Annotated in this window: 17 protein-coding genes and 2 pseudogenes; 14 read left to right on the top strand and 5 right to left on the bottom strand. The window is 73.1% G+C overall.

The features are described from left to right. Positions 1–3,169: pseudogene (locus ACZ4YY_RS31240) on the bottom strand (amino acid adenylation domain-containing protein); the annotation flags it as partial. A 423-nt stretch (positions 3,170–3,592) separates the two neighbouring features. Here ACZ4YY_RS31240 and ACZ4YY_RS31235 point away from each other — a divergent pair. The 7 genes and pseudogenes from ACZ4YY_RS31235 (at position 3,593) to ACZ4YY_RS31205 (ending at position 8,446) form a co-directional block, all read left to right on the top strand. After that, on the top strand, positions 3,593–4,360 hold the full coding sequence (locus tag ACZ4YY_RS31235; protein WP_468298002.1) for a thioesterase II family protein: 768 nt from the start codon (positions 3,593–3,595) through the stop codon (positions 4,358–4,360). A 61-nt stretch (positions 4,361–4,421) separates the two neighbouring features. Continuing rightward, on the top strand, positions 4,422–4,835 hold the full coding sequence (gene panD, locus ACZ4YY_RS31230; RefSeq protein WP_468298000.1) for an aspartate 1-decarboxylase: 414 nt from the start codon (positions 4,422–4,424) through the stop codon (positions 4,833–4,835). 156 nt (positions 4,836–4,991) lie between these two features. Beyond that, a pseudogene (locus tag ACZ4YY_RS31225) lies at positions 4,992–5,521 on the top strand (YceI family protein). 212 nt (positions 5,522–5,733) lie between these two features. Continuing rightward, positions 5,734–6,129, top strand: coding sequence for a cell division protein SepF (locus ACZ4YY_RS31220; RefSeq protein ID WP_468297998.1), 396 nt, complete (start codon positions 5,734–5,736; stop codon positions 6,127–6,129). Positions 6,130–6,284: 155 nt separating this feature from the next. Beyond that, positions 6,285–7,466: an AAA family ATPase gene (locus ACZ4YY_RS31215; RefSeq protein ID WP_468297996.1), complete on the top strand. Its 1,182-nt coding sequence runs from the start codon at positions 6,285–6,287 to the stop codon at positions 7,464–7,466. Next, entirely contained in the window at positions 7,463–7,789 is a 327-nt protein-coding gene (locus tag ACZ4YY_RS31210; protein ID WP_468297994.1) for a nucleotide pyrophosphohydrolase, read from the top strand. The genes ACZ4YY_RS31215 and ACZ4YY_RS31210 overlap by 4 nt, the downstream gene beginning before the upstream one ends. Positions 7,790–7,984: 195 nt before the next feature. Continuing rightward, complete coding sequence (locus ACZ4YY_RS31205) at positions 7,985–8,446, top strand: DUF6099 family protein (protein WP_468298008.1); 462 nt, start codon at positions 7,985–7,987, stop codon at positions 8,444–8,446. A 235-nt stretch (positions 8,447–8,681) separates the two neighbouring features. Here ACZ4YY_RS31205 and ACZ4YY_RS31200 read toward each other — a convergent pair whose 3' ends face one another. Beyond that, positions 8,682–8,843, bottom strand: coding sequence for a hypothetical protein (locus ACZ4YY_RS31200; RefSeq protein WP_468297992.1), 162 nt, complete (start codon positions 8,841–8,843; stop codon positions 8,682–8,684). A gap of 260 nt (positions 8,844–9,103) precedes the next feature. Between ACZ4YY_RS31200 and ACZ4YY_RS31195 the strand changes: the two genes are divergently transcribed. The 4 genes from ACZ4YY_RS31195 (at position 9,104) to ACZ4YY_RS31180 (ending at position 15,317) form a co-directional block, all read left to right on the top strand. After that, entirely contained in the window at positions 9,104–10,027 is a 924-nt protein-coding gene (locus ACZ4YY_RS31195; RefSeq protein WP_468297990.1) for an LLM class F420-dependent oxidoreductase, read from the top strand. Positions 10,028–10,198: 171 nt separating this feature from the next. Beyond that, positions 10,199–11,131, top strand: a complete 933-nt coding sequence (locus ACZ4YY_RS31190) for a DUF4232 domain-containing protein (protein WP_468297987.1) — start codon at positions 10,199–10,201, stop codon at positions 11,129–11,131. A gap of 170 nt (positions 11,132–11,301) precedes the next feature. Then, entirely contained in the window at positions 11,302–12,771 is a 1,470-nt protein-coding gene (locus tag ACZ4YY_RS31185) for a 3' terminal RNA ribose 2'-O-methyltransferase Hen1 (RefSeq protein WP_468297984.1), read from the top strand. Then, a complete protein-coding gene (locus ACZ4YY_RS31180; protein WP_468297980.1) occupies positions 12,768–15,317 on the top strand; it encodes a polynucleotide kinase-phosphatase in 2,550 nt (849 codons plus the stop codon). The genes ACZ4YY_RS31185 and ACZ4YY_RS31180 overlap by 4 nt, the downstream gene beginning before the upstream one ends. Positions 15,318–15,551: 234 nt before the next feature. Here the strand turns inward: ACZ4YY_RS31180 and ACZ4YY_RS31175 are convergent, their stop codons facing one another. Together ACZ4YY_RS31175 and ACZ4YY_RS31170 are read right to left on the bottom strand one after the other, a co-directional pair. After that, positions 15,552–16,451: an NAD(+)/NADH kinase gene (locus tag ACZ4YY_RS31175; protein WP_468297977.1), complete on the bottom strand. Its 900-nt coding sequence runs from the start codon at positions 16,449–16,451 to the stop codon at positions 15,552–15,554. Further along, entirely contained in the window at positions 16,448–17,617 is a 1,170-nt protein-coding gene (locus ACZ4YY_RS31170) for an SPFH domain-containing protein (RefSeq protein ID WP_468297974.1), read from the bottom strand. The genes ACZ4YY_RS31175 and ACZ4YY_RS31170 overlap by 4 nt, the downstream gene beginning before the upstream one ends. A 144-nt stretch (positions 17,618–17,761) precedes the next feature. On the opposite strand from ACZ4YY_RS31170, the gene ACZ4YY_RS31165 reads away from it, so the two are divergent. From ACZ4YY_RS31165 to ACZ4YY_RS31155, 3 genes are all read left to right on the top strand, one after another. Next, positions 17,762–18,985: an arginine deiminase gene (locus ACZ4YY_RS31165; protein WP_468297971.1), complete on the top strand. Its 1,224-nt coding sequence runs from the start codon at positions 17,762–17,764 to the stop codon at positions 18,983–18,985. A 100-nt stretch (positions 18,986–19,085) separates the two neighbouring features. Beyond that, positions 19,086–20,093 (top strand): ornithine carbamoyltransferase, encoded by a 1,008-nt coding sequence (gene argF / locus ACZ4YY_RS31160; protein ID WP_468297967.1) that lies wholly within the window; start codon positions 19,086–19,088, stop codon positions 20,091–20,093. Between the two features lie 101 nt (positions 20,094–20,194). After that, entirely contained in the window at positions 20,195–21,628 is a 1,434-nt protein-coding gene (locus ACZ4YY_RS31155) for an amino acid permease (RefSeq protein ID WP_468297964.1), read from the top strand. Here the strand turns inward: ACZ4YY_RS31155 and ACZ4YY_RS31150 are convergent. Continuing rightward, positions 21,582–22,040: an ATP-binding protein gene (locus ACZ4YY_RS31150; protein WP_468297961.1), complete on the bottom strand. Its 459-nt coding sequence runs from the start codon at positions 22,038–22,040 to the stop codon at positions 21,582–21,584. The genes ACZ4YY_RS31155 and ACZ4YY_RS31150 overlap by 47 nt on opposite strands. Positions 22,041–22,056: the final 16 nt, after the last annotated feature.

Genomic DNA, 22,056 nt, shown 5'->3' with positions numbered 1-22,056 from the left:
GCTCCGCTGGGCTGAGCAGTTCCACCGTGCTCAAGGGACGGGACGGCTCTGCGGTGACGGCGCGCAGCAGGCGTTCCAGCCGCTCCGCGATCGCGTGGGCCGTCTCCCGGTCGAACAGGTCCGTCGCGAACTCCACCGATCCCCGGACGCCGGCGGGGCGTCCCTCCGCCGTCGTGCGCTCCTCGACGTCGAAGGACAGGTCGAACTTCGCCGCCTCGACCTCCAGCGGGAGCGGCCGGGCGACGAGACCGGGCAGGTCGGCCTCGGCATCGTTGTTCTGGAAGGTCAGCATCACCTGGAAGAGCGGGTGAAGGGCGAGGGAACGGTGGGGGTTGACGATCTCCACCAGCCGCTCGAAGGGCACGTCCTGGTGGGCGTAGGCGGCGAGGTTCGTCTCCCGCACACGGCTCAGGAGTTCCGTGAACGTCGGGTCGCCGGAGGTGTCCGTCCGCAGCACGAGGGTGTTGACGAAGAACCCGACGAGGTCGTCCAGCGCGTCGTCCGTCCGGCCCGCGACGGCCGTGCCGACGGGGATGTCGGTCCCGGCGCCGAGCCGGGTGAGCAGCGCCGCGAGGGCGGACTGCACCACCATGAACACGCTCGACTGCTGCTCCCGCGCCAGCCGGACGATCGCCTCGTGCAGCTCCGCGTCCCAGGTGAACGGAACCCGTTCGCCCCGGTGGCTGGCCTCGGCGGGACGCGGCCGGTCCGTCGGCAGCTCCAACTGCTCGGGCAGCTCGGCCAGCGCCGTGCGCCAGTGGTCGATCTGCCGGGAGACGACGCTGTCGGGGTCGGTCTCGTCACCGAGCACCTCCCGCTGCCACAGCGTGTAGTCCGCGTACTGCACCGGCAGCGGCCGCCACTCCGGGGCCCGCCCCGAACGGCGGGCAGTGTACGCCACCGACAGGTCGCCCACCAGCGGATCCATCGACCAGCCGTCTCCGGCGATGTGGTGCACCAGGAGCAGCAGGACGTGCTCCTCCGGGCCCAGGCTGAACAGGGTGGCCCGCAGCGGGATCCCGGACGCCAGATCGAAGGTGTGCTCGACGGCCCGGGTCAGGGCCGCGTCAAGACCGTCCGGGGTCGTCTCGACGACCTCCACGGTGGGCCGGGCCGCCTCACCGTCGAGGATCCGCTGGTAGGGCGTGCCGTCCGCCTCGGGGAAGACGGTCCGCAGGCTCTCGTGCCGGGCGACCAGGTCGGCCACGGCCGCCCGCAGCGCCGCCACGTCCAGCGCACCCGACAGCCGCAGCGCCGTGGGCACGTTGTAGGTGGCGCCGGGCCCCTCCAGCTGGTGCAGGAACCACAGCCGCCGCTGGGCGGGGGACAGCGGCAGCCGCTCCGGCCGCCCGGCCCGGGTCAGCGCCGGCCGGGCGCCCGACGCCCGTTCCAGCCGGTCGGCGACACCGGCCGCCGTCGGCGCCTCGAACAGGTCCCGCAAGGCGAGTTCCACCCCGAAGGCCGTGCGGATCCGGCTGATGAGGCGGGTGGCCAGCAGTGAGTGACCGCCGAGGTCGAAGAAACCGTCGTCGACCGCCACCCTCTCCACGCCGAGCACCTCGGCGATCAGCCCGCACAGGATCTCCTCGCGCGGGTCGCGCGGCCGGCGTGCGGCGGCACCCGTACCCGCCGTCCCGGGAACCACCGTGAAGTCCGGTGCGGGCAGCGCCTTGCGGTCGACCTTGCCGTTGGGGTTCAGCGGGAAGGAGCTGAGCACGACGAAGGCCGCCGGGACCATGTACGCGGGCAGGGCCCGCGCGGCGCGCTCCCGGAGCAGGGCCACGTCCAGGGCGCCCTCGCCGTCGACGGGCACCACATAGGCCGCGATCCGCTGGTCGCCCGGCCGGTCCTCGCGGACCACCGCCACGACCTGGGCCACGCCGGGATCGGCGGCGACGACCGCCTCGATCTCCCCCAGCTCGATGCGGAAACCGCGCACCTTCACCTGGAAGTCGACGCGGCCGTGGTAGTCCAGCAGGCCGTCGGAACGCCAGGACACGAGGTCGCCCGTGCGGTACATGCGCGACCCGGCCGCGTCGAAGGGGTTCGCGACGAAGCGTTCCGCCGTCAGGTCGGGGCGGCCCAGATAGCCGCGCGCCAGACCGTGCCCGGCGATGTACAGCTCGCCCGGGGTACCGACCGGAACCGGGCGCAGCCCGGCGTCCAGGACGTACATGCGCATGTTCCCGATCGGGCGTCCGATCGGCGCCCGCCCGTCCTCGGTGACCTCCGCGAAGGCCGACCAGACGGTGGTCTCCGTCGGGCCGTACAGATTGGTGACGCTCGCGGCGAGCTCCCGCATCCGTCGGGACAGCGCCGGAGGCAGCGGCTCCGCGCCGACGAGCACGCGCAGCCCGCGTACCGCCTCGGGGTGCCGGGAGATCAGGCCCTGCCACAGTGAGGGCGTGGCCTGCAGGGCTGTGACGCGGTGCGTCGTCAGCAGCTCGGCGAGCCGGGCCGCGTCCCGGGCCTGATCGGGCGTCGCGACGACCACCGAGGCACCGGACAGCAGCGGCAAGTAGAAGTCGAGGCCCGCGATGTCGAACGCCACCGTGGCCACCGCCAGCAGCCGGTCCGACGGGGCCGGAGCGAAGTGCTCCAGCATGGCGGCCAGGAAGTTGACCAGATTGCGGCCGGTGATGACCACGCCCTTGGGGCGGCCCGTCGAGCCGGAGGTGTAGATGGCGTACACGGGGTGGTCGGGCGATGTCGTGGGGGACGCCGGGACGGTGTCCGGCAGGGCGGCGAGCTCCCCCCGGGTCTCGGCGGTGTCCAGGCCGACCAGCAGCGAGGCGTCCACGGGCAGCCGCGGCGCCGTCTCCGCGGTGGCGAGCACGCACACCGGGTCCGCGTCCGCGAAGATGTAGCCGATCCGCTCGGCCGGATGCTCCGGGTCGACCGGCAGGTAGGCGGCGCCGGTCTTGGCGACCGCGAGCAGCGCGACCGGCAGGTTCACGTCCCGGGGCAGCGCCACGGCCACATAGCGCTCCGGGCCGGCGCCCCGCCCGGACAGCAGGCGGGCCAGGCGGTTGGCGCGGGCGTCGAGCTCCGCGTAGGTCAGCCGGTCGTCCCCGCACAGCACCGCCACGGCGTCCGGCGTCCGCGCCACCTGCTTCTCGAACAGCTCACTCAGGCTGCTCTCGGGCACGTCACGGGCCGTGTCGTTCCACGCGGCCGGCACCTGAAGATCCACACCCGGCAGCTCTGAACCGTGCCTCGATGTTCCAGCCATGCCGCTGACTCCTAGTGCAGTCCGTAGTGATGCTCGTGGGGCGCCGAGCCGGATCGGCCCGCCGGGGCGCCGGGCGCCGATGTCCCGAAACCCCCGTAGCGCGCCCGCGCCCGGGGCGACGAAGGCCCGCGAACCTGCGCGGGCCGAGGGGGGAGAACCGGCGGCGAGCGACGGTGAGTCCGTACCGTCCGGGCACCCTGATCACCGTCATCACGCCAGCTCAGAAAGTAGGTCGCACAGCTTTCGTCTCGTTATCGGGCACGCTTCGCACCCCGGCGCCCCGCACAGCCCGCCGAAAGCCCGGCCGCCGGTTGGAAAACCGATACGGCGTCGATAAGGCGCGCCCCTAGGGTCCCGCCCATGTCCCCTTCCTCCGCGCCCCTGCGCACACCGTGGCTGCGCACCTTCCAGTCATTGGCCTCGCCCCGGGTACGGATCGTCTGCTTCCCGCACGCCGGCGGCACGGCGAGCTTCTTCCGCGCTTGGCCCTCGCTGCTGCCCGAGGACTGGGAGGTGAGCGCCGTCCGCTACCCGGGCCGCGAGGAGCGCATCGCCGAGCCCCTCATCGGTGACATGGCGGAACTCGCCGGTCGGATCGCCGACGCGCTGGCACCCCACATGGGCACGCCCACCGCCTTCTTCGGTCACAGCATGGGCGCATCGGTCGCCCACGAGGTGGCCGCCCTGCTCGCCGGGCGGGACGCGACGAAAACCCCTGTCGCGCTCTTCGTGTCGGGCCGGGCGGCACCGCACCGCCTGGTGCGCGTCGGGGACAGCGATCTCACCGACGACCGGCTGCTGGCCGCCGTGCACCGGCTGGGCGGGCCCGGTGCGGACTTCCTGCACGACCCCGAGCTGCGCGACCTGGTGCTCCCGCCGATCCGCGCCGACTACGAACTGCTCGACGCCTATGTGGCGGGCCCCAAGGCCTCCGCCGTGAGCATCCCCCTCACCGCCTACTTCGGGGAGGACGATCCCGGCCCGTCCGCTGACGACGTCCGGGCCTGGGCCTCGCTCACCACCGCGCCGTTCGGGGCGCGCTCCTTCACCGGCGGTCACTTCTTCCTCGTCGACCACGAGGCCGAGGTGGCCGGGGACGTCCGGCGGCGCCTCGACGCCCTCCTCTGACCGACCCACCGGGCGGCCCCCGTCCGGCCGCCCGACGCCTGACCCAGAAGGAATGAGCGACATGTACCGGACCATGATGAAGTCCAAGATCCACCGGGCCACCGTCACCCAGGCGGACCTGCACTACGTCGGATCCCTCACGGTGAGCGCGGACCTGATGGAAGCCGCCGACCTGCTCCCCGGGGAGAAGGTCGACATCGTCGACATCGACAACGGTGCCCGCCTGTCCACGTACGTCATCGAGGGGCCCCGCGGCTCGGGCGTCATCGGGATCAACGGCGCGGCCGCCCGGCTCATCAGCCCGGGCGACCTGGTCATCATCATCGCCTACGCCTCCGTCGACGACCGCGAGGCCCGCGACCTCGTCCCCCGGGTCGTCTTCGTCGACGCGGAGAACAAGGTCGTCTCCCAGGGCGGCGACCCCGCCGACGTCCCGGCCGGCTTCGGACTGCGCGCCGGAAACACCCTGGACTGACCGGGCCGCACCACACGCCCGGCTCCCGGCCGACCACCACGAGCCGGCCTCCAGGCGGCGAGCCGCGTACGACCGCACCGAGCGGTGCCGTACGCCCGCCGCCCACCGCCCCGGCCGGCAACCCCGTCCTCATCTCCCAGACGAGGGGGGACCCGGATGTCTCCGTCTCGTCGGCTGCCTCCGCGTGGGCATGCGGCGCGTCACCGTCGCTGGGCGGTGAAGCCGTCGGGGGATCGAACCGGCGTTCCAGGTCCTCGGCGGTCGGGCGCCTCGGCCGTCGCGCTGAAGCACAGGACGATGTGGGGGCTCGTCACCGTCAAGGGCGCCTTCGCCGCCGTCGCAGGCGGGGGCGAGGTGGCGGCCGACGGTTCCGCGACCGGCACCCTGACCCTCGACGTCTCCTCCCCCGACACCGGGAACGCCAAGCGCGACGCGCATCTGCGGGGCGCCGACTTCTTCGACGCGGGGAACCACCCGGAGATCACCTTCGTGGCCCGGTCCGTCGCCCTCCGCGGCGGTGACGACGTCCGGGTCTCCGGCCGGCTGACCGTGCGCGGCATCAGCCGGCCGCGCTCCTTCACCGCGCGGCCGAGCGGCGCGGGGGCATGGGCTGGAACCAGCTGGGCATGATGCGCGGGCTGACCGTGATCACCGCCTCGCTCCGTTTCGAGCGCGCCGGGAGCTGACCGGACGTCCGGTGTCGTCGGTCACGGTCGAGTGCCCGGCCCGGGAACGGGATCGTGCCTGGTGAACGGTGCGGCGGGAGGGGGTGGGGATTGGGCGGGCGGTCTTCGTGCGGTGCGTGAGTCGGTCGCGGTCCGTGTCGCTGTTGGGCCGAACGGGTGACTTGGCGTAAGAATTGGCTGGTGCAGGCATTGAGTGCGAGTCAGTTCTGGGGGTGCCGGTGAACCGTTACGACGTCACCGATGAACAGTGGGAAGGGCTCGCTCAGGTCGTTCCGTTGCGGGGCCGGGACGCTTGGCCGTCGGCGGTGGACCACCGCTCGCTGCCGGACGCGGAGACGGAGACCCGCCGTCGCTTCGTCGTCCTGCGGGTCAACGTCTTCGCGGACGCCCGTGAGGTCGCCGAGACGCTGATGTCGGGCATCCCGGTGCTGCTCGACCTGACCGGCGCGGAGACCGAGGTCGCCAAACGCGTCCTGGACTTCTCCACGGGCGTGGTCTTCGGCCTCGCCAGCGGCATGCACCGCGTCGACCGCAACGTCTTCCTGCTGACCCCGCCGGGCACCGAGGTCAGCGGCATCATGGAGGGCGCGGGCGTTCCCGGGATGTGACGGGGAGGGCGGTGCGGCGTTCCCGGGAGTGACGGGGAGGGCGGTGCGGCGTGCCCGGGGCACCGTCCGGTCGTCCACCTGCGACGTCGCCCGATCGTAGGAACATCGGGAAGACGGAACGGTTCGGCCGACGGGCGGAGTCATACCGTCCGCATATGACCGTGCCGTTTGCCTCCCCCCCGCCCCTGACCTCCCCCTCCTCCTCACCCGCCTCCGGGGCACGGGCCGAGCGGCCCTGTCTCACGGAGTTGCGGCTCTCCGCCTTCGCGCGCCACCGCGGTGTGCGGCTTCCGCTCGGTGCGGTCACGCTGTTCGCGGGGGCCAGCGGCAGCGGGAAGACGACCGCGCTGCGCGCGTACGAGGCGCTGGCCCGGATGGGCGGAGGGGCCCGGCTGGGGGAGGTGTTCCCGGATCCGGCCGCGTGTGTGCCCGAGCGCGCCCGGCCCGACGCCCAGCGCCGACGCGGCTTCCGCATCGGCTGCACGGCCGACGGCCCCGCCGGACCGGTCCGGCTCGACGTCGCCGTCCAGGCCGAACCGGAGCTGCGCGTCGTGGGGGAGCGGCTGAGCGCCGGGGGCCTCGTGCTGCTCGAGACCGCCCTGCGCGATCCGGGCCGACGCACGGTGCAGGCCGCCTGGCACACCGCCGGCTCCTCCCCGGTCACCCGCGCCCCCCTGCCCGACGACCGGCTCGGCACCGCGCTGCTCCCGCTGCGCGTGGCCGGCAAGACGGAGGGTCAGCGTCATGTGCTGGCCGCCGCCGAGCAGATGCTGGTCGCCCTGCGCTCCGTCTTCGCCTGTGACCCGCGACCCGAGCGGATGCGGGCCCCGGTGCCCGTCGGTTCCGGCCGGCTGCTCGGGGGCTGCGACAACCTCCCCGACGTGCTGTGGCGCACCCGCGCGGAGTGCGTACGGCGGCACGGGCTGCTCGTCTCCGCCGTCCGGGCCGGATGCGCCGGGCCGGTCTCCGACGTGCTCGCCGAACCGCTCGGCGACGGCACCGTCCGCGCCCTGCTCGACCGCGGCGCCGCCCCGCGCACCGCCCTGGCCCGCCTCGGCGACGGCGAGCTGCGCTACCTCGCCCTCAGCCTGGTGCTGCTGACCGGCCCCGGCGTCCTCGACGTCGACCCGCCGGGCGAGGTGCCCGACGCGATGCGCGCCCTCACCGTCCTCGTCGACGGCTTCGACCGCGCCCTGGACCCGCGCCAGCGCGCGGAACTGCTGCGGCTCGCGGTGCGGATGGGGGAGCGCGGACACATCCGCTGTGTCGGGGCGGTGAGCGACGGCTCCTGGGCCGCGGGGACGGACGGAGTGACGGTGGTACACCTGGAGCCGTGACAGAACACCTCGACGTGGCGAAGCTGCAACGCAGGCTGGCCGAGTTCGCGGCCGCGCGGAACTGGCAGCCCTTCCACACCCCCAAGAACCTCGCCTCCGCGCTCAGCGTGGAGGCGTCCGAACTGGTCGAGATCTTCCAGTGGTTGACGCCGGAGGAGTCGGCGCGCGTGATGGACGACCCGGACAGCGCGCACCGCGTGACGGACGAGGTCGCCGACGTCCTCGCCTATCTGCTGCAACTGTGCGAGGTGCTCGGCATCGACCCGCTCGCGGCGCTGGACGCGAAGATCGACCGCAACGAGCGGAGGTTCCCGGCGCCCTAGGGTGCCGTCGGACGTCGCGGCCGCCGAGGTGATGTAACTGTACGTAGTCATCGTGCAGCCCGAAACCGATTTGTTGTCCGCAGATTTCCGCCTTCCTCTGGCTTTTCGCCCCACAGGCCCTCACTCTGGGTAGTGAACAAGGGAGTTCGATTGAGGGACGTGCGACGAGCACGTCGGGACGGACGGGGGCGGCGCATGGACGCGGTGCGGCTCATCCTGACGAGCAGGCGTGCTCTCGCACACAGCGGTGACGGGCCTCAGACACTGACGGAGGTGTGGCAGGCGCAGGCCCTGGCGCAGGCGATCGGCAGTCGCCTCGCGGTGTCGGGGCCACCCGAACTGCGGGGAGAGGCACTGGGGTTGACCGAGCTGGCGGGCAGAGGCTGCGGGGTGCTCGACGCCCCCGTGCTCGACCCGGGCGACCTGCGCGCCGCCCAGCTCACCGAACTGGACGACGCCCGGGAGGCCCTGCTGTGCCTGGGCGGTCTGCTCGGTGAGGTCGGTATCGCCCTCGTCGGCCTCGCCAGCGGGGCGGTCGACGAGCGGACGTACTGGCAGTGCATGGAGGCCATCGACGCGGCGGACGAGTCGCGGGACCGGGTGACGGAGATGCTGCGGAAGCTGGCGGCGCGGGAGGGAGCGCTACCGGAGCGGTGAAACCGGCTCCGACTGTACGGCTGCGGTGATCGCTGCACGGCCGCGGCGGGGCCGCTCCCGCTGTACGGCTGCGTGGGGTCGGCTCCTGCCCGTACGGCTGCGGCGGGGTCCTGTTCACGGCCGGAGCGGCGGCCCGTTCACGGCCGGAGCGGCGGGCCGGTGCTCGGCAGGCATGGGGCCCGGGTGCTCGGCCGGAGCGGAAACCCGGGGGCGGCCGCCCCCGGAGCGACGGGGCTCAGCCCACCTCCCCCTCGTCGACCGGTGCCGGTTCCGGCCCTCCGGTCGCCTGCAGGGCCTCCAGGGCGGAGAGGTCCGCGTCCAGCGCCGCCATCAGCTCCTCCATCTGCTGGAGCAGCCCTTTCGGCTGACCGACGCTGCCTACGGTTTCCTCGGACATGTCGGCCTCCTCGGCCCTGGCCCCGCGGGGAGGCCGATGCGAGTGACGCCCCGGCGCTGACCTGCCGGGTCGGGCGCCGGGGGCCCGGCTCCGCCCAGCCAACGATCACCGCCGCCACCGGTCACGCCCGCAGCCACCACCGGCGTCGCGCTGCCGCAGCCACCGCCGGCCCCGGTGCCGCCGCCCCCGACGGCGGTCGCGCCGCCACCACCATCGGTCCCGATGCGGCCGGTCGCCCGCCCGCCGTGCAGGATGGAGACATGGATCTCCGCATCTTCACCGAGCCCCAGCAGGGGGCGACCTACGACACCCTCCTCACCGTGGCGAAGGCCACCGAGGATCTGGGCTTCGACGCCTTCTTCCGCTCCGACCACTTCCTGAAGATGGGCGACGTCGACGGCCTCCCCGGACCCACCGACGCCTGGATCACGCTCGCCGGTCTCGCCCGCGAGACCAAGCGCATCCGCCTCGGCACCCTCATGACCGCCGCCACCTTCCGGCTGCCCGGCGTCCTCGCCGTCCAGGTCGCGCAGGTGGACCAGATGTCCGGCGGTCGCGTCGAACTCGGCCTGGGCGCGGGCTGGTTCGAGGAGGAGCACACCGCGTACGGCATCCCCTTCCCCAAGGAGAAGTTCGGCCGGCTGGAGGAGCAGCTGGCGATCGTCACCGGTCTGTGGGGTACAGAGGCCGGCAAGACCTTCGACTTCCCGGGCGAGTACTACCAGCTCAAGGACTCGCCCGCGCTGCCCAAGCCGGCGCAGGAGAAGATCCCTGTGCTGGTCGGCGGACACGGCGCGACCCGCACTCCGAGGCTCGCCGCTCGGTACGCCGACGAGTTCAACATGCCGTTCGCCTCGATCGAGGACACCGAGCGGCAGTTCGGCCGGGTGCGGGCCGCCGCCGAGCAGGCCGGCCGCGCGGCCGACGCGATCACCTGCTCCAACGCCCTCGTCGTCTGCGTCGGCAGGGACGACCGGGAGGTCGCCCGCCGTGCCGCCGCGATCGGCCGCGAGGTCGACGAGCTCAAGAGCAACGGCCTGGCCGGCAGCCCGGCCGAGGTCGTCGAAAAGATCGGCCGGTACGCCGAGATCGGATCCCGGCGGATCTACCTCCAGATCCTCGACCTGCACGATCTGGACCACTTGGAGCTGATCTCCGCACAGGTGCAGTCGCAGCTGTCGTAACCCGGACCGCCCCCGGTCGCCGACGGGTGCGCCCCCGGTCCGGACAGCGGTGTCCGAACCGGGACGCACCGCCCGCCGGCCCCGTCCGCGTCCGTGACCTGTGACAGGGCTGTGACCGGAAGTATGGCCTCCACCACAGTGGTGGGGGTGGGCCGCTGATGGGCTGGCCCGATGCGCAGACCCGCACTCCTCCTCCCGGCTGTCGCAGCCGCCGCCCTGCTCCTGACAGCCTGCGGTGCGGAACGCGCCGGCACGCAGAACGACCCCGGCGCGGCCGGCCCACCGCCGCGGACCCAGGTCACCGACCCGCCCGTCGACGGCGTCCGGATCACGTCGGTGACCATCCCGTCGCCCTCCCCGTCCCCCTCGCGCAGTATCTCGGTGACCGCCGAGACCTTCCCTCCCGACCACGTCGACTCCGGGATCTCCGCCGCGTACGAGGTCACCAACGACGGCAGGGAGGCGATGACGTACACGGTCCGCTTCGATTTCAGGAGCGCTGCCGGCGAGGTCATGGACAACGCGCTGGAGACCGTGCGCGATGTCGGGCCGGGCCGGACCGTGCGCGGCACCGTGCGGCTGGGAGTTCTGGCGCCGGGGGCGTCGCCGGTGACGACGGTGAAGGTCGCCGGTGTCACCAGGGTTCCCGCCGACGAGGCGCCGGCCGAGGCGGGGACCTGCCCGCCGTCCGGCATCCGCGTCACCGTCGACGAGGGCGACGCCGCCATGGGGCTGCGTGTGGTGGGACTGCACCTGGAGAACTGCGGCAAGCGCGACTACTCCGTCGACGGCTACCCGCTGCTGGAGCTGCTCGACGAGGAGCGCGAGCCGGTGGACGGGGTGAGGATCCTGCAGGGCAGCGGCGAGATCACCACCGGCGCCGGTGCCGACGAGCCGCCGCGGCCCGTCACCCTGGCGCCCGGGGAGAAGGCGTCCGCGGGCCTGGTGTGGCGCAACACCACCCAGTCCGGCACGCCCGTGGACGTCCCCTACGTCCGGGTCCGCGCGAAGGCAGGCGCCGACCCGGTCATGGTGACCCCCCACCTCGACCTCGGCACCACGGGACAGCTCGGCGTCCGCCCCTGGAAGCGGGCGACGGAGTAAGGGGTGAAAAATCCCGCGTTCGTTCGACGCCCCGTCGGTACGTTGTACGCACCGGGTGAGCGACGACGTGTCGCGTCCCGTCGCACGCGTCCCGCTCGCCCGACCGACCCGACAGTCCCACCCGTCCCACCGTCCCATCCGAGCACCACCCACTCCGAGGCCGACCCACCGTGTTCCTGACGATCAGCACCACCGGCGACCCCGAACGCCCCGCGACCGACCTGGGTTTCCTGCTGCACAAGCATCCCGACAAGGCGCAGGCGTTCTCCACCTCCTACGGGACGGCGCACGTCCTCTACCCCGAGGCGGACGCGCAGCGCTGCACCGCGGCGCTGCTGCTGGAGGTGGACGCCGTGGCGCTGGTCCGACGCGGCAAGGGCAAGGGCCGCGGCGGGGCGCCCGACGCGGCCCTCGCGCAGTACGTCAACGACCGCCCCTACGCGGCCTCCTCGCTGCTCGCGGTCGCGCTGAGCGCCGTCTTCTCCAGCGCCATGCGCGGGGTGTGCGCCGCCCGGCCCGAACTGCCCGAGCAGCGCAGGCCGTTGCGGATCGAGGTGCCCGCGCTGCCCGCCCGCGGCGGCCCCGCCCTCGTGCGGCAGCTCTTCGAGCCGCTGGGCTGGACGGTGGGCGCCGAACCGGTGGCGCTGGACACCGCGTTCCCCGAATGGGGCGACTCGCGGTACGTGAGCCTGGTCCTGGAGTCGGAGGGGCTGACCCTCACCGAGGCGCTGCGCCACCTGTACGTCCTGCTGCCCGTCCTCGACGACGCCAAGCACTACTGGGTCTCCTCCGACGAGGTGGACAAGCTGCTGCGGGCCGGTGAGGGCTGGCTGCCCGAGCACCCCGAGCAGAAGCTGATCACGAGCCGCTACCTGTCGCGCCGCTGGTCGCTGACCCGGCAGGCGATGGAGCGGCTGGAGCTGGTGCGGCTCGCCGAGGCCGACGACAGCGCGGTCGAGGAGATCGACAACGCCGTCGAGGCGGAGACGGAGACCGAGGAACGACCGACCCCGCTCGCCGTGCAGCGCCGGGACGCGATCCTCGCGGCGCTGACGGAGTCCGGCGCGGCCCGGGTGCTCGACCTCGGCTGCGGCCAGGGGCAGCTGGTGCAGGCGCTGCTGAAGGACCCGCGGTTCACCGAGATCGTCGGCGTCGACGTGTCGATGCGCGCGCTCACCATCGCCTCCCGGCGGCTGAAGCTGGACCGGATGGGCGAGCGGCAGGCGTCCCGGGTGAAGCTCGTCCAGGGCTCGCTGGCCTACACCGACGTCCGTCTCAAGGGCTACGACGCCGCCGTTCTCAGCGAGGTGATCGAGCACCTCGACCTGCCGCGGCTGCCCGCCCTGGAGTACGCGGTGTTCGGCTCGGCCCGCCCCCGCACGGTCCTCGTGACCACCCCGAACGTCGAGTACAACGTCCGCTGGGAGAGCCTCCCGGCCGGTCATGTCCGCCACGGGGACCACCGCTTCGAGTGGACGCGCGAGGAGTTCCGCGCCTGGGCGGGCGCGGTGGCCGAACGACACGGATACGACGTCGCCTTCCGGCCCGTCGGGCCGGACGACCCCGAGGTGGGACCGCCCACCCAGATGGCCGTGTTCACGGCCCGGACCACCAGCGAGAAGGAGGCGAAGGCGGCATGAGCACCGAGAATCCCGTGCGGGCCCGCACCCTGCCCGTCACCGACCTCTCCCTCGTCGTCCTGATCGGCGCCTCCGGATCGGGCAAGTCCACCTTCGCCCGACGGCACTTCAAGCCCACCGAGGTCATCTCCTCCGACTTCTGCCGCGGCCTGGTCTCCGACGACGAGAACGACCAGAGCGCGACCCGCGACGCCTTCGACGTCCTGCACTACATCGCCGGCAAACGGCTCGCGGCCGGCCGCCGCACGGTCGTCGACGCGACCAGCGTCCAGCCGGAGGCCCGCCGACAGCTGATCGATCTGGCACGCCAGTACGACGTGCTGCCCATCGCGATCGTCCTCGACGTGCCGGAGGAGGTGTGCGCCGCGCGCAACGCGACCCGCACCGACCGCGCCGACATGCCGCGCCGGGTCGTCCAGCGCCACGTCCGCGAACTCAGGCGCTCCCTGCGGCACCTGGAGCGGGAGGGCTTCCGCAAGGTGCACGTCCTGCGGGGCGTGGCGGAGATCGACCACGCCGCCGTCGTCACCGAGAAGCGCTTCAACGACCTGACCCACCTCACCGGCCCCTTCGACATCATCGGCGACATCCACGGCTGCGCGTCCGAACTCGAGGCGCTGCTCGGCAAGCTGGGCTACGTCGACGGCGTGCACCCGCAGGGCAGGCAGGCCGTGTTCGTCGGCGACCTCGTCGACCGGGGCCCGGACAGTCCGGGCGTGCTGCGCCGGGTGATGGCGATGGTCGGGTCGGGCAACGCGCTGTGCGTGCCCGGCAACCACGAGAACAAGTACGGCCGTCACCTGCGCGGCCGCAAGGTCCAGCCCACCCACGGGCTCGCCGAGACCATCGCGCAGATGGAGGGTGAGAGCGAGGAGTTCCGTGCCGAGGTGCGGACGTTCCTCGACGGCCTGGTCAGCCACTACGTCCTCGACGGCGGCCGGCTCGTGGTCTGTCACGCCGGGCTGCCGGAGAAGTACCACGGCCGCACCTCGGGCCGTGTCCGCTCGCACGCCCTGTACGGCGACACGACGGGGGAGACCGACGAGTTCGGGCTGCCGGTGCGCTACCCGTGGGCCGAGGACTACCGGGGGCGGGCGGCCGTGGTCTACGGCCACACCCCCGTCCCGGAGGCGACCTGGCTGAACAACACGATCTGCCTGGACACCGGTGCCGTCTTCGGCGGCAAGCTGACGGCGCTGCGCTGGCCGGAGCGGGAGCTGGTCGACGTGCCCGCCGAGCGGGTCTGGTACGAGCCGGCCAAGCCGCTCAGCTCCGAGGCGCCGGGCGGGCACGACGGACGGCCGCTCGACCTGGCGGACGTACGGGGGCGGCGGGCCGTGGAGACGCGGCACCAGGGCCGGGTCGCGATCCGCGAGGAGAACGCGGCCGCGGCGCTGGAGGTGATGAGCCGCTTCGCCGTGGACCCGCGGCTGCTGCCGTACCTGCCGCCGACGATGGCGCCGACGGCCACCTCACGCGTCGAGGGCTACCTGGAGCACCCGGTGGAGGCCTTCGCCCAGTACGCCCAGGACGGTGTCGAGCGGGTCGTGTGCGAGGAGAAGCACATGGGCTCGCGGGCGGTGGCCCTGGTCTGCCGGGACGCGGAGGCGGCCCGCCAGCGGTTCGGCGTCGACGGCCCGACGGGGTCCCTCTACACGCGCACCGGGCGTCCGTTCTTCGACGACGAGTCGGTGACGGAGGAGATCCTCGCGCGGGTACGGGCAGCGGTCGACGAGGCCGGTCTGTGGGCCGAACTCGACACGGACTGGATCCTGTTGGACGCCGAGCTGATGCCGTGGTCGCTGAAGGCGTCCGGGCTGCTGCGCTCGCAGTACGCGGCCGTCGGCGCCGCGTCCGGCGCGGTGTTCCCGGGTGCGCTGGCCGCACTGGAGGGCGCTGCGGCGCGCGGTGTCGACGTCAGCGGTCTGCTGGACCGCCAGCGCGAGCGGGCCTCGGACGCGGCGGCGTTCACCGCGGCCTACCGCCGTTACTGCTGGACGACGGACGGTCTGGACGGTGTGCGCCTGGCCCCGTTCCAGGTCCTCGCCGTCCGGGGCCGCAGTCTCGCGGGCCTGCCCCACGACGAGCAGCTCGCCCTGCTGGACCGGCTGGTGGAGCACGACCCGACCGGCCTGCTCCAGACCACCCGGCGCCTGTACGTCGACACCGCCGACCCCGAGTCGGTGCGGGCCGGCGTCGACTGGTGGCTGGAGATGACCGGACGCGGCGGCGAGGGCATGGTCGTCAAGCCGCTGGGCGCCCTGGTGCGCGGCGGCGAGAACGGCCGCCTGCTCCAGCCGGGCATCAAGTGCCGGGGCCGTGAGTACCTGCGGATCATCTACGGCCCGGAGTACACCCGCCCCGACCACCTCGCCCGGCTGCGGCAGCGCTTCCTGAACCACAAGCGCTCCCTCGCCCTGCGCGAGTACGCACTCGGTCTGGAGGCCCTGGACCGCCTCGCCGAGGGCGAGCCGCTGTGGCGGGTGCACGAGGCGGTGTTCGGGGTACTGGCCCTGGAGTCGGAGCCGGTGGACCCGAGGCTCTGAGGTGAGTGGGGTGGCCCCCGCGGCTCAGGGGACCCCCTGAGCCGCGGCCGCCCCCGTCCCCGAGCCACAGCCGGGGGGATGCCCTCGGACCCGCAGCCGAGGGCACGTCCCCGGACCCGCAGTCGGGGGCGCGCCCCCTGAGCCGCGGTCGCGGATGTCGCCGGTCCCCAGCCGGGGCCGCCGACGTCGCCGACTGTCGCGGGCCCCGGTCGCGGGCCGGGGAGCCCCCGGCTCTCATCCCACCAACCGCAGCCGCTCCGAGCGCACCCCCACCCTCACCGTCTGTCCCCAGGTCAGTTCCACCGCGTCGTTCTCGATCCCGTCACCGAAGGCGACCAGCCGTTCCGACTCGACCGTGAGGGTCAGGCGGCGCCCGGCCGTCAGGTCGCCCGCGACCAGGGAGGTGCCGGTCGCCGGTGACGGCCAGGCCTCGCGGACGCACCACACCAGCCGGTCCTCCGTCGGCGTCGGCAGCCGCGGGCCGCCGCCCCGCTCCTGCCACACCGACCGGAGCCAGCCCGTGGCGCCCGTGCCGGTGCCCACGAGCACCCCGGAGGAGGCCTGGGCCTCGACGACACCCCCGTCGTCCTCGAGGCCCAGGCGGTAGCGGGCGGTCTGGTGACCGGCGGCGCCGAGGTAGATCTCGTTGAGGGCCACCAGCCGCTGGGTGTCGTCGGCGACGGCCTCGACCATGGTCAGCTCGGACACCCCGGTGCCGGCCGCACGCGCGGACGGCAGCAACGCGGCGGCGTCCTGCGGCCGGTGGCGGACCAGGACGCCCGGGTTGCGCCCGGGGTCGGTGTCGACGCCGACCACGGGCTGCCCCGCGAGGTACTTGGCGGCGTTCGCCACCAGCCCGTCCTGACCGACCACGACGACCACGTCCTCGGGGGCGAACAGGAACCGGTCAAGGTCGGCGCGCTCGACCCGGCTCTGCCGCCACGTGAGCGGGATCGCCGCCGTCACCTCGGCCATCGCCCGCCGGGTGCGGCGGTGCCGTTCGGCGACCTCCTCGATGTCCCGGCCCCGTGAGGAGAGGAAGAAGGCGGCCTGGCCGTGCGTGCCGTGCCGGGCCACCAGCTCCTCGTACTCGGTGGTGCGGTGGACCAGCACGGCCCGCGGGGCGAGACTCATCCCCGTTCCCCGGCGCCGAGCCTCGACAGCAGCCCGGTCAGCACGTCCGGCGAGATCGTCACGCTGTCGATGTGCGGCAGGTTCTCCGCCAGCCGCGTGCCCGTGAGCGCGTGCAGCGTCGCCACGTCGACGTCGGCGTGCACCCGCAGCCACGCCGCCTGTGCCGCGGCCCGTGCCTCGCCCACCTCGCGTGCCGCCTCCGCCTCGGCGCGGGCCAGCCGTACGGAGCGGGCGGCCTCGGCGTCCGCGAGGGCGACCGTGCGGGCGGCCTCCGCCCGGGAGAGCCGTTCGGTGCGCTGCGCCTCGGCGTCGGCCAGCTGAACCTGCCGGGTGGCCTCGGCCTCGGCGAGCTTCACCTGCTTGCTCGCCTCCGCCTGGGCGAGCCGCACCGACCGGGCGGCCTCCGCCTCGGCCCGCACCTTGTCGGCGGCCGCGTTCTCCTCGGCCTCGCGCCGGGCGTTCGTCCCCCGCTGCTCGACCAACTGCTCCTCGCGGCGGGCGAGTTCGATCCTGCTGGCGAGCTCGTTCTCGGCGATGGCCCGCTCCCGCTCGACGGCCACCGCCCGCCGCTCGTACGTCGCCCGGTCGGACTCCTGCTGGATCTGCTCGCGGGCCGGGGTGCGCAGCGCCCGCTCCACCTCGGGCTCCGGACGCAGCGCCACCACCCGCACGGCGACGATCTCGATGCCGGTGGCCGGCAGCCGCGGCTCCGCCGCCAGGCCCGCCGCGACCCGCTCCCGCACCGACGAGACCCCGTCGACCAGCGCCGACGCGAGCGGTGTGCGGGCCAGTACGTCCAGCGCGTGCTGCTGTGCGGTCTCCGTCAGCAGCGTGCCGAGCTGTTCCAGGGGCGCGCCGCGCCAGACCCCGGTGTCGGGGTCGATCGAGAAGTCGAGCCGGGTGGCGGCGACGGCCGGGTCGCTGACCCGGTAGGTGACCGTGGCCTGCACTGCCACGTCCTGGAAGTCCGCCGTGCGGGCGTGGAAGGTCATCGCCAACTCGCGGTCGTCGACCGGCACTTCGGAGAGTGCGGCGCTCAGCGAGCGGAACCAGAAGCTGAGCCCCGGCCCGTCGTGCACCAGCCTGCCCGAGCGGTGGTGCCGGACGTGCGCCGTCGGCGCTCCCCGCAGATGGCGCCAGCCCAGCCGTCGGGTGATGTCGGCCATGAGATCCCCCTGGATTCCCCTCGCGTTTTTCGTCATTGCGACGATAAGCGGTGGGCCGTCTTGTCGTCAAGGGGACGAAAAACGATCCGGGCGGAAACGGTCCACAAGCGGGTGAAGTCGGTCCCCGATGGTCAGGATGGAGGCATGGGATTCCATGTCGACTCCGAGGCCGGGCGGCTGCGCCGCGTCATCCTGCACCGGCCGGATCTCGAGCTCAAAAGGCTCACCCCCAGCAACAAGGACGCCCTCCTCTTCGACGACGTGCTCTGGGTGCGCCGGGCGCGCGCCGAGCACGACGGCTTCGCGGACGTCCTGCGCGACAGAGGTGTCGCCGTCCACCTCTTCGGCGACCTGCTCACCGAGGCCCTGGAGATCCCGCAGGCCAGAGCGCTCGTCCTGGACCGGGTCTTCGACGAGAAGGAGTACGGGGTGCTCGCCACCGACCACCTCCGCGCGGCCTTCGAGAACCTGCCCGCCGCCGAACTGGCCGAACTCCTCGTCGGCGGCGTCACCAAACGCGAGTTCCTGGAGGCGCACGCCGAACCGACGTCCGTGCGCTTCCACGTCATGGAACTGGACGACTTCCTGCTGCGCCCGCTGCCCAACCACCTCTTCACCCGGGACACCTCCGCCTGGATCTACGACGGCGTCTCCATCAACGCGATGCGCTGGCCGGCCCGGCAGCGCGAGACCGTCCACTTCGAGGCGATCTACCGCCACCACCCGCTCTTCCGCGCGGAGACGTTCCACGTCTGGTCCGAGGGGCAGGCCGACTACCCCTCCACCATCGAGGGCGGTGACGTCCTGGTCATCGGCAACGGCGCCGTCCTGATCGGCATGAGCGAGCGCACCACGCCCCAGGCCGTCGAGATGCTCGCCCACAAGCTGTTCCGGGCCGGCTCGGCCGAGACGATCGTGGCCCTCGACATGCCGAAGGGGCGTGCCTTCATGCACCTCGACACGGTCATGACCATGGTGAACGGCGACACCTTCACCCAGTACGCCGGTCTCGGCATGCTCCGCTCCTACACCATCGAGCCGGGTGTCGGCGAGAAGGAGCTGAAGGTCACCGACCATCCGCCGGAGCACATGCACCGCGCGATCGCCGCCGCCCTCGGTCTGAGCGAGATCCGCGTGCTGACCGCCACCCAGGACGTGCACGCGGCCGAACGCGAGCAGTGGGACGACGGCTGCAACGTCCTCGCCGTCGAGCCCGGCGTCGTCATCGCCTACGAACGCAACGCCACCACCAACACGCACCTGCGCAAACAGGGTGTCGAGGTGATCGAGATCCCGGGCAGCGAGCTCGGCAGGGGAAGGGGCGGACCGCGCTGCATGAGCTGCCCGGTGGAACGCGGGGCCGTGTAGTCGCCGAGGCCGTCGGCAGCCCCGCCAGGACCCTGTATAGAAATGCTGAGTATCGTATAGAGTTCCACAGTCCTTGTCCCTGCATCTCTGGAGCGCCCCCATGGCGACAGTCCCGACCGCCCTCGCCGGCCGCCACTTCCTCAAGGAGCTGGACTTCACCGAGGCGGAGTTCCGTGGCCTGATCGAGCTGGCCGCCGAACTGAAGGCCGCCAAGAAGGCCGGGACCGAGACCAGGTACCTGAGCGGCAGGAACATCGCGCTGATCTTCGAGAAGACCTCGACGCGCACCCGCTGCGCGTTCGAGGTCGCCGCCGCCGACCAGGGCGCCTCGACCACCTACCTCGACCCCTCGGGATCGCAGATCGGCCACAAGGAGTCGGTGAAGGACACCGCCCGGGTGCTCGGCCGGATGTACGACGGCATCGAGTACCGCGGCGACAGCCAGGCCAAGGTCGAGGAACTGGCCGCACACGCCGGTGTGCCCGTCTACAACGGCCTGACCGACGACTGGCACCCCACCCAGATGCTCGCCGACGTGCTGACCATGACCGAGCACAGCGCCAAGCCGCTCACCGGGATCGCCTTCGCCTACCTCGGCGACGCCCGCTTCAACATGGGCAACTCCTACCTGATCACCGGCGCCCTGCTCGGCATGGACGTCCGGATCGTCGCGCCCAAGACCTACTGGCCCGCCCAGGAGGTCGTCGACCGCGCCAGAGAGCTCGCCGCGGCCAGCGGGGCCCGCGTCACGCTCACCGAGTCGCTCGCCGAGGGCGTGCTGGGCGCCGACTTCGTCGCCACCGACGTATGGGTGTCCATGGGCGAACCCAAGGAGGTCTGGGACGAGCGGATCGCGGCCCTCGCGCCGTACGCCGTGACCATGGACGTCCTGCGCGCCACCGGCAACCCCGACGTGAAGTTCCTGCACTGCCTGCCGGCCTTCCACGACCTCGGCACCAAGGTCGGCCGGGAGATCCACGAGACCCACGGCCTGTCCTGCCTCGAGGTCACGGACGAGGTGTTCGAGTCGGCGCACTCGGTCGTCTTCGACGAGGCGGAGAACCGGCTGCACACCATCAAGGCCGTTCTGGTCGCCACCCTCGCCTGAACAGGCCCTATGCTGTCCGGCGGCCCGGAGCCACCCCTTCCGGCGCCGTCGTGCGACGCGACCGCGTCGCCCCCGCACCACCAGAAACGAGCACCACCCGCATGCCCCGCATCAAGTCCCCGGCCCTGCTCGTCGCCGAATCCGGCGCCGACCGCGAGGGCCACGGCCTGCGCCGCACCATGGGCCTCTTCCAGCTGGTCTGCTTCGGCCTCGGCGCGATCGTCGGCACCGGCATCTTCGTCGGACTGTCCGACTCGGTCGCCCAGGCCGGCCCGGCCGTCGTCGTCTCCTTCGTCCTCGCCGCGATCACCTGTGTGTTCACGGCGTTCGCGTTCGCCGAGCTGGCCGGCGCGATCCCGGTCTCCGGTTCCTCCTACTCCTTCGCCTACGCGAGCCTCGGCGAGCGCACCGCCTTCCTGGTCGGCTGGTGTCTGCTGCTGGAGTACGGCGTCTCGGTGTCGGCCGTCGCGGTCGGCTGGAGCCAGTACGTCAACGAGCTCCTGGACAGCCTCACCGGCCTCCAGCTCCCCGCCGCCCTCTCGGCGGGACCCGGCGACGGCGGCGTGGTGAACCTCCCCGCCGTCCTCGTCATCGCCATGGCCGCCGTCCTCCTCGTGCGCGGGGTGCGCGAGAGCGCCCGCGCCACCGCCGCCATGGCCGTCCTCAAGCTCGCCATCCTGGTCGCCTTCTGCGCGATCGGCTTCAGCGCCTTCCGGGACGGCAACCTCACGCCGTTCACCCCGGCGGGCCTCGGCGGCATCGGCGCCGGCACCACGGCCGCCTTCTTCTCCTACATCGGCTTCGACGCGATCACCACGGCCGGCGAGGAGGCGAAGAACCCGCGCCGGGACGTCCCCGTCGCCATCCTCGTCTGCATGGGCCTGGTCACGCTCCTGTACTGCGCGGTCGCGCTCGCCGCGATCGGCGCCGTCGGCGGCGACGAGGTCGCCGGCCGCCCCGCCGCCCTGTCCTCCGTGGTCGACCAGGTCACCGGCTCCACCGTGGGCGGCGGGATCATCGCCTTCGGCGCGGTCGTCGCCATCGCCTCCGTCGTCCTCGCGGTGATGTACGGCCAGACGCGCATCCTGCTGTCCATGGCCCGCGACGGACTGGTCCCGCGCGTCTTCGAGAAGGTCTCGCCCCGCACCGCCACCCCCGTCGTCGGCACCCTCATCGTGGCGGGCGTCTTCGCGCTCCCGGCGGCCTTCGCCTCCCTGGACGCCGTGATGAACCTGTGCACGATCGGCACCCTCGCCGTCATGGCCGTCGTCAACATCGCGGTGATCGCCCTGCGCCGGCGCGAACCGGACCTGGCCCGCACCTTCCGCGTCCCCCTCTTCCCCGTGGTGCCCCTGCTCGGCGTCGGCTTCTGCCTGTACCTGATGTACGAGACGGGCTGGACGACCTGGCTCCAGTTCGCCGTGTTCCTCGCGGCCGGCCTCGCGCTGTACGCCCTCTACGGGCGCCGCAACTCCCGGTGGGCCGAGGTCACGCCGGCCGCGGCCGCCACTGCGGAGGAACCGCAGCCAGTCTGAACCACACCGCCTTGCCCGTCTCGGTGGCGCGGTGCCCGCAGGAGGAGCTGAGGGCGCGGATCAGCAGCAGCCCGCGTCCGTGCTCCTGCCAGGGGTCCGGCTCCCCGCCGCCCGGACGGGTCAGGTCGCCGGGCGGGTGTGGGTCGGGGTCGTGCACCTCGACCTGGCAGCCGGTCGGCAACAGCTCCACGACCAGCTCGATGGGGGCGTCGCCGGCGGTGTGCTCCACGGCGTTCGCCACCAGCTCGGCGGTGAGCAGCTCCGCCGTGTCGCTGTCCGCCCCGTGCTTCAGCTCGGCCAGCGCCGTACGGACCAGGGCACGGGCCACCGGCACGGCCGCGGCGGAGTGCGGCAGTGCGATGCGCCAGGAGGCGGGTGGGGCGGGCTGTTCGTGCAAGGCGAGTCCGTTCATGGCGCAGGTTCCTGTG

It is taken from the genome of Streptomyces sp. NPDC030143 (assembly GCF_055573695.1).
Note: the sequence above shows the minus strand (reverse complement) of the source record. Positions and strands in the feature narration are given on the sequence as shown.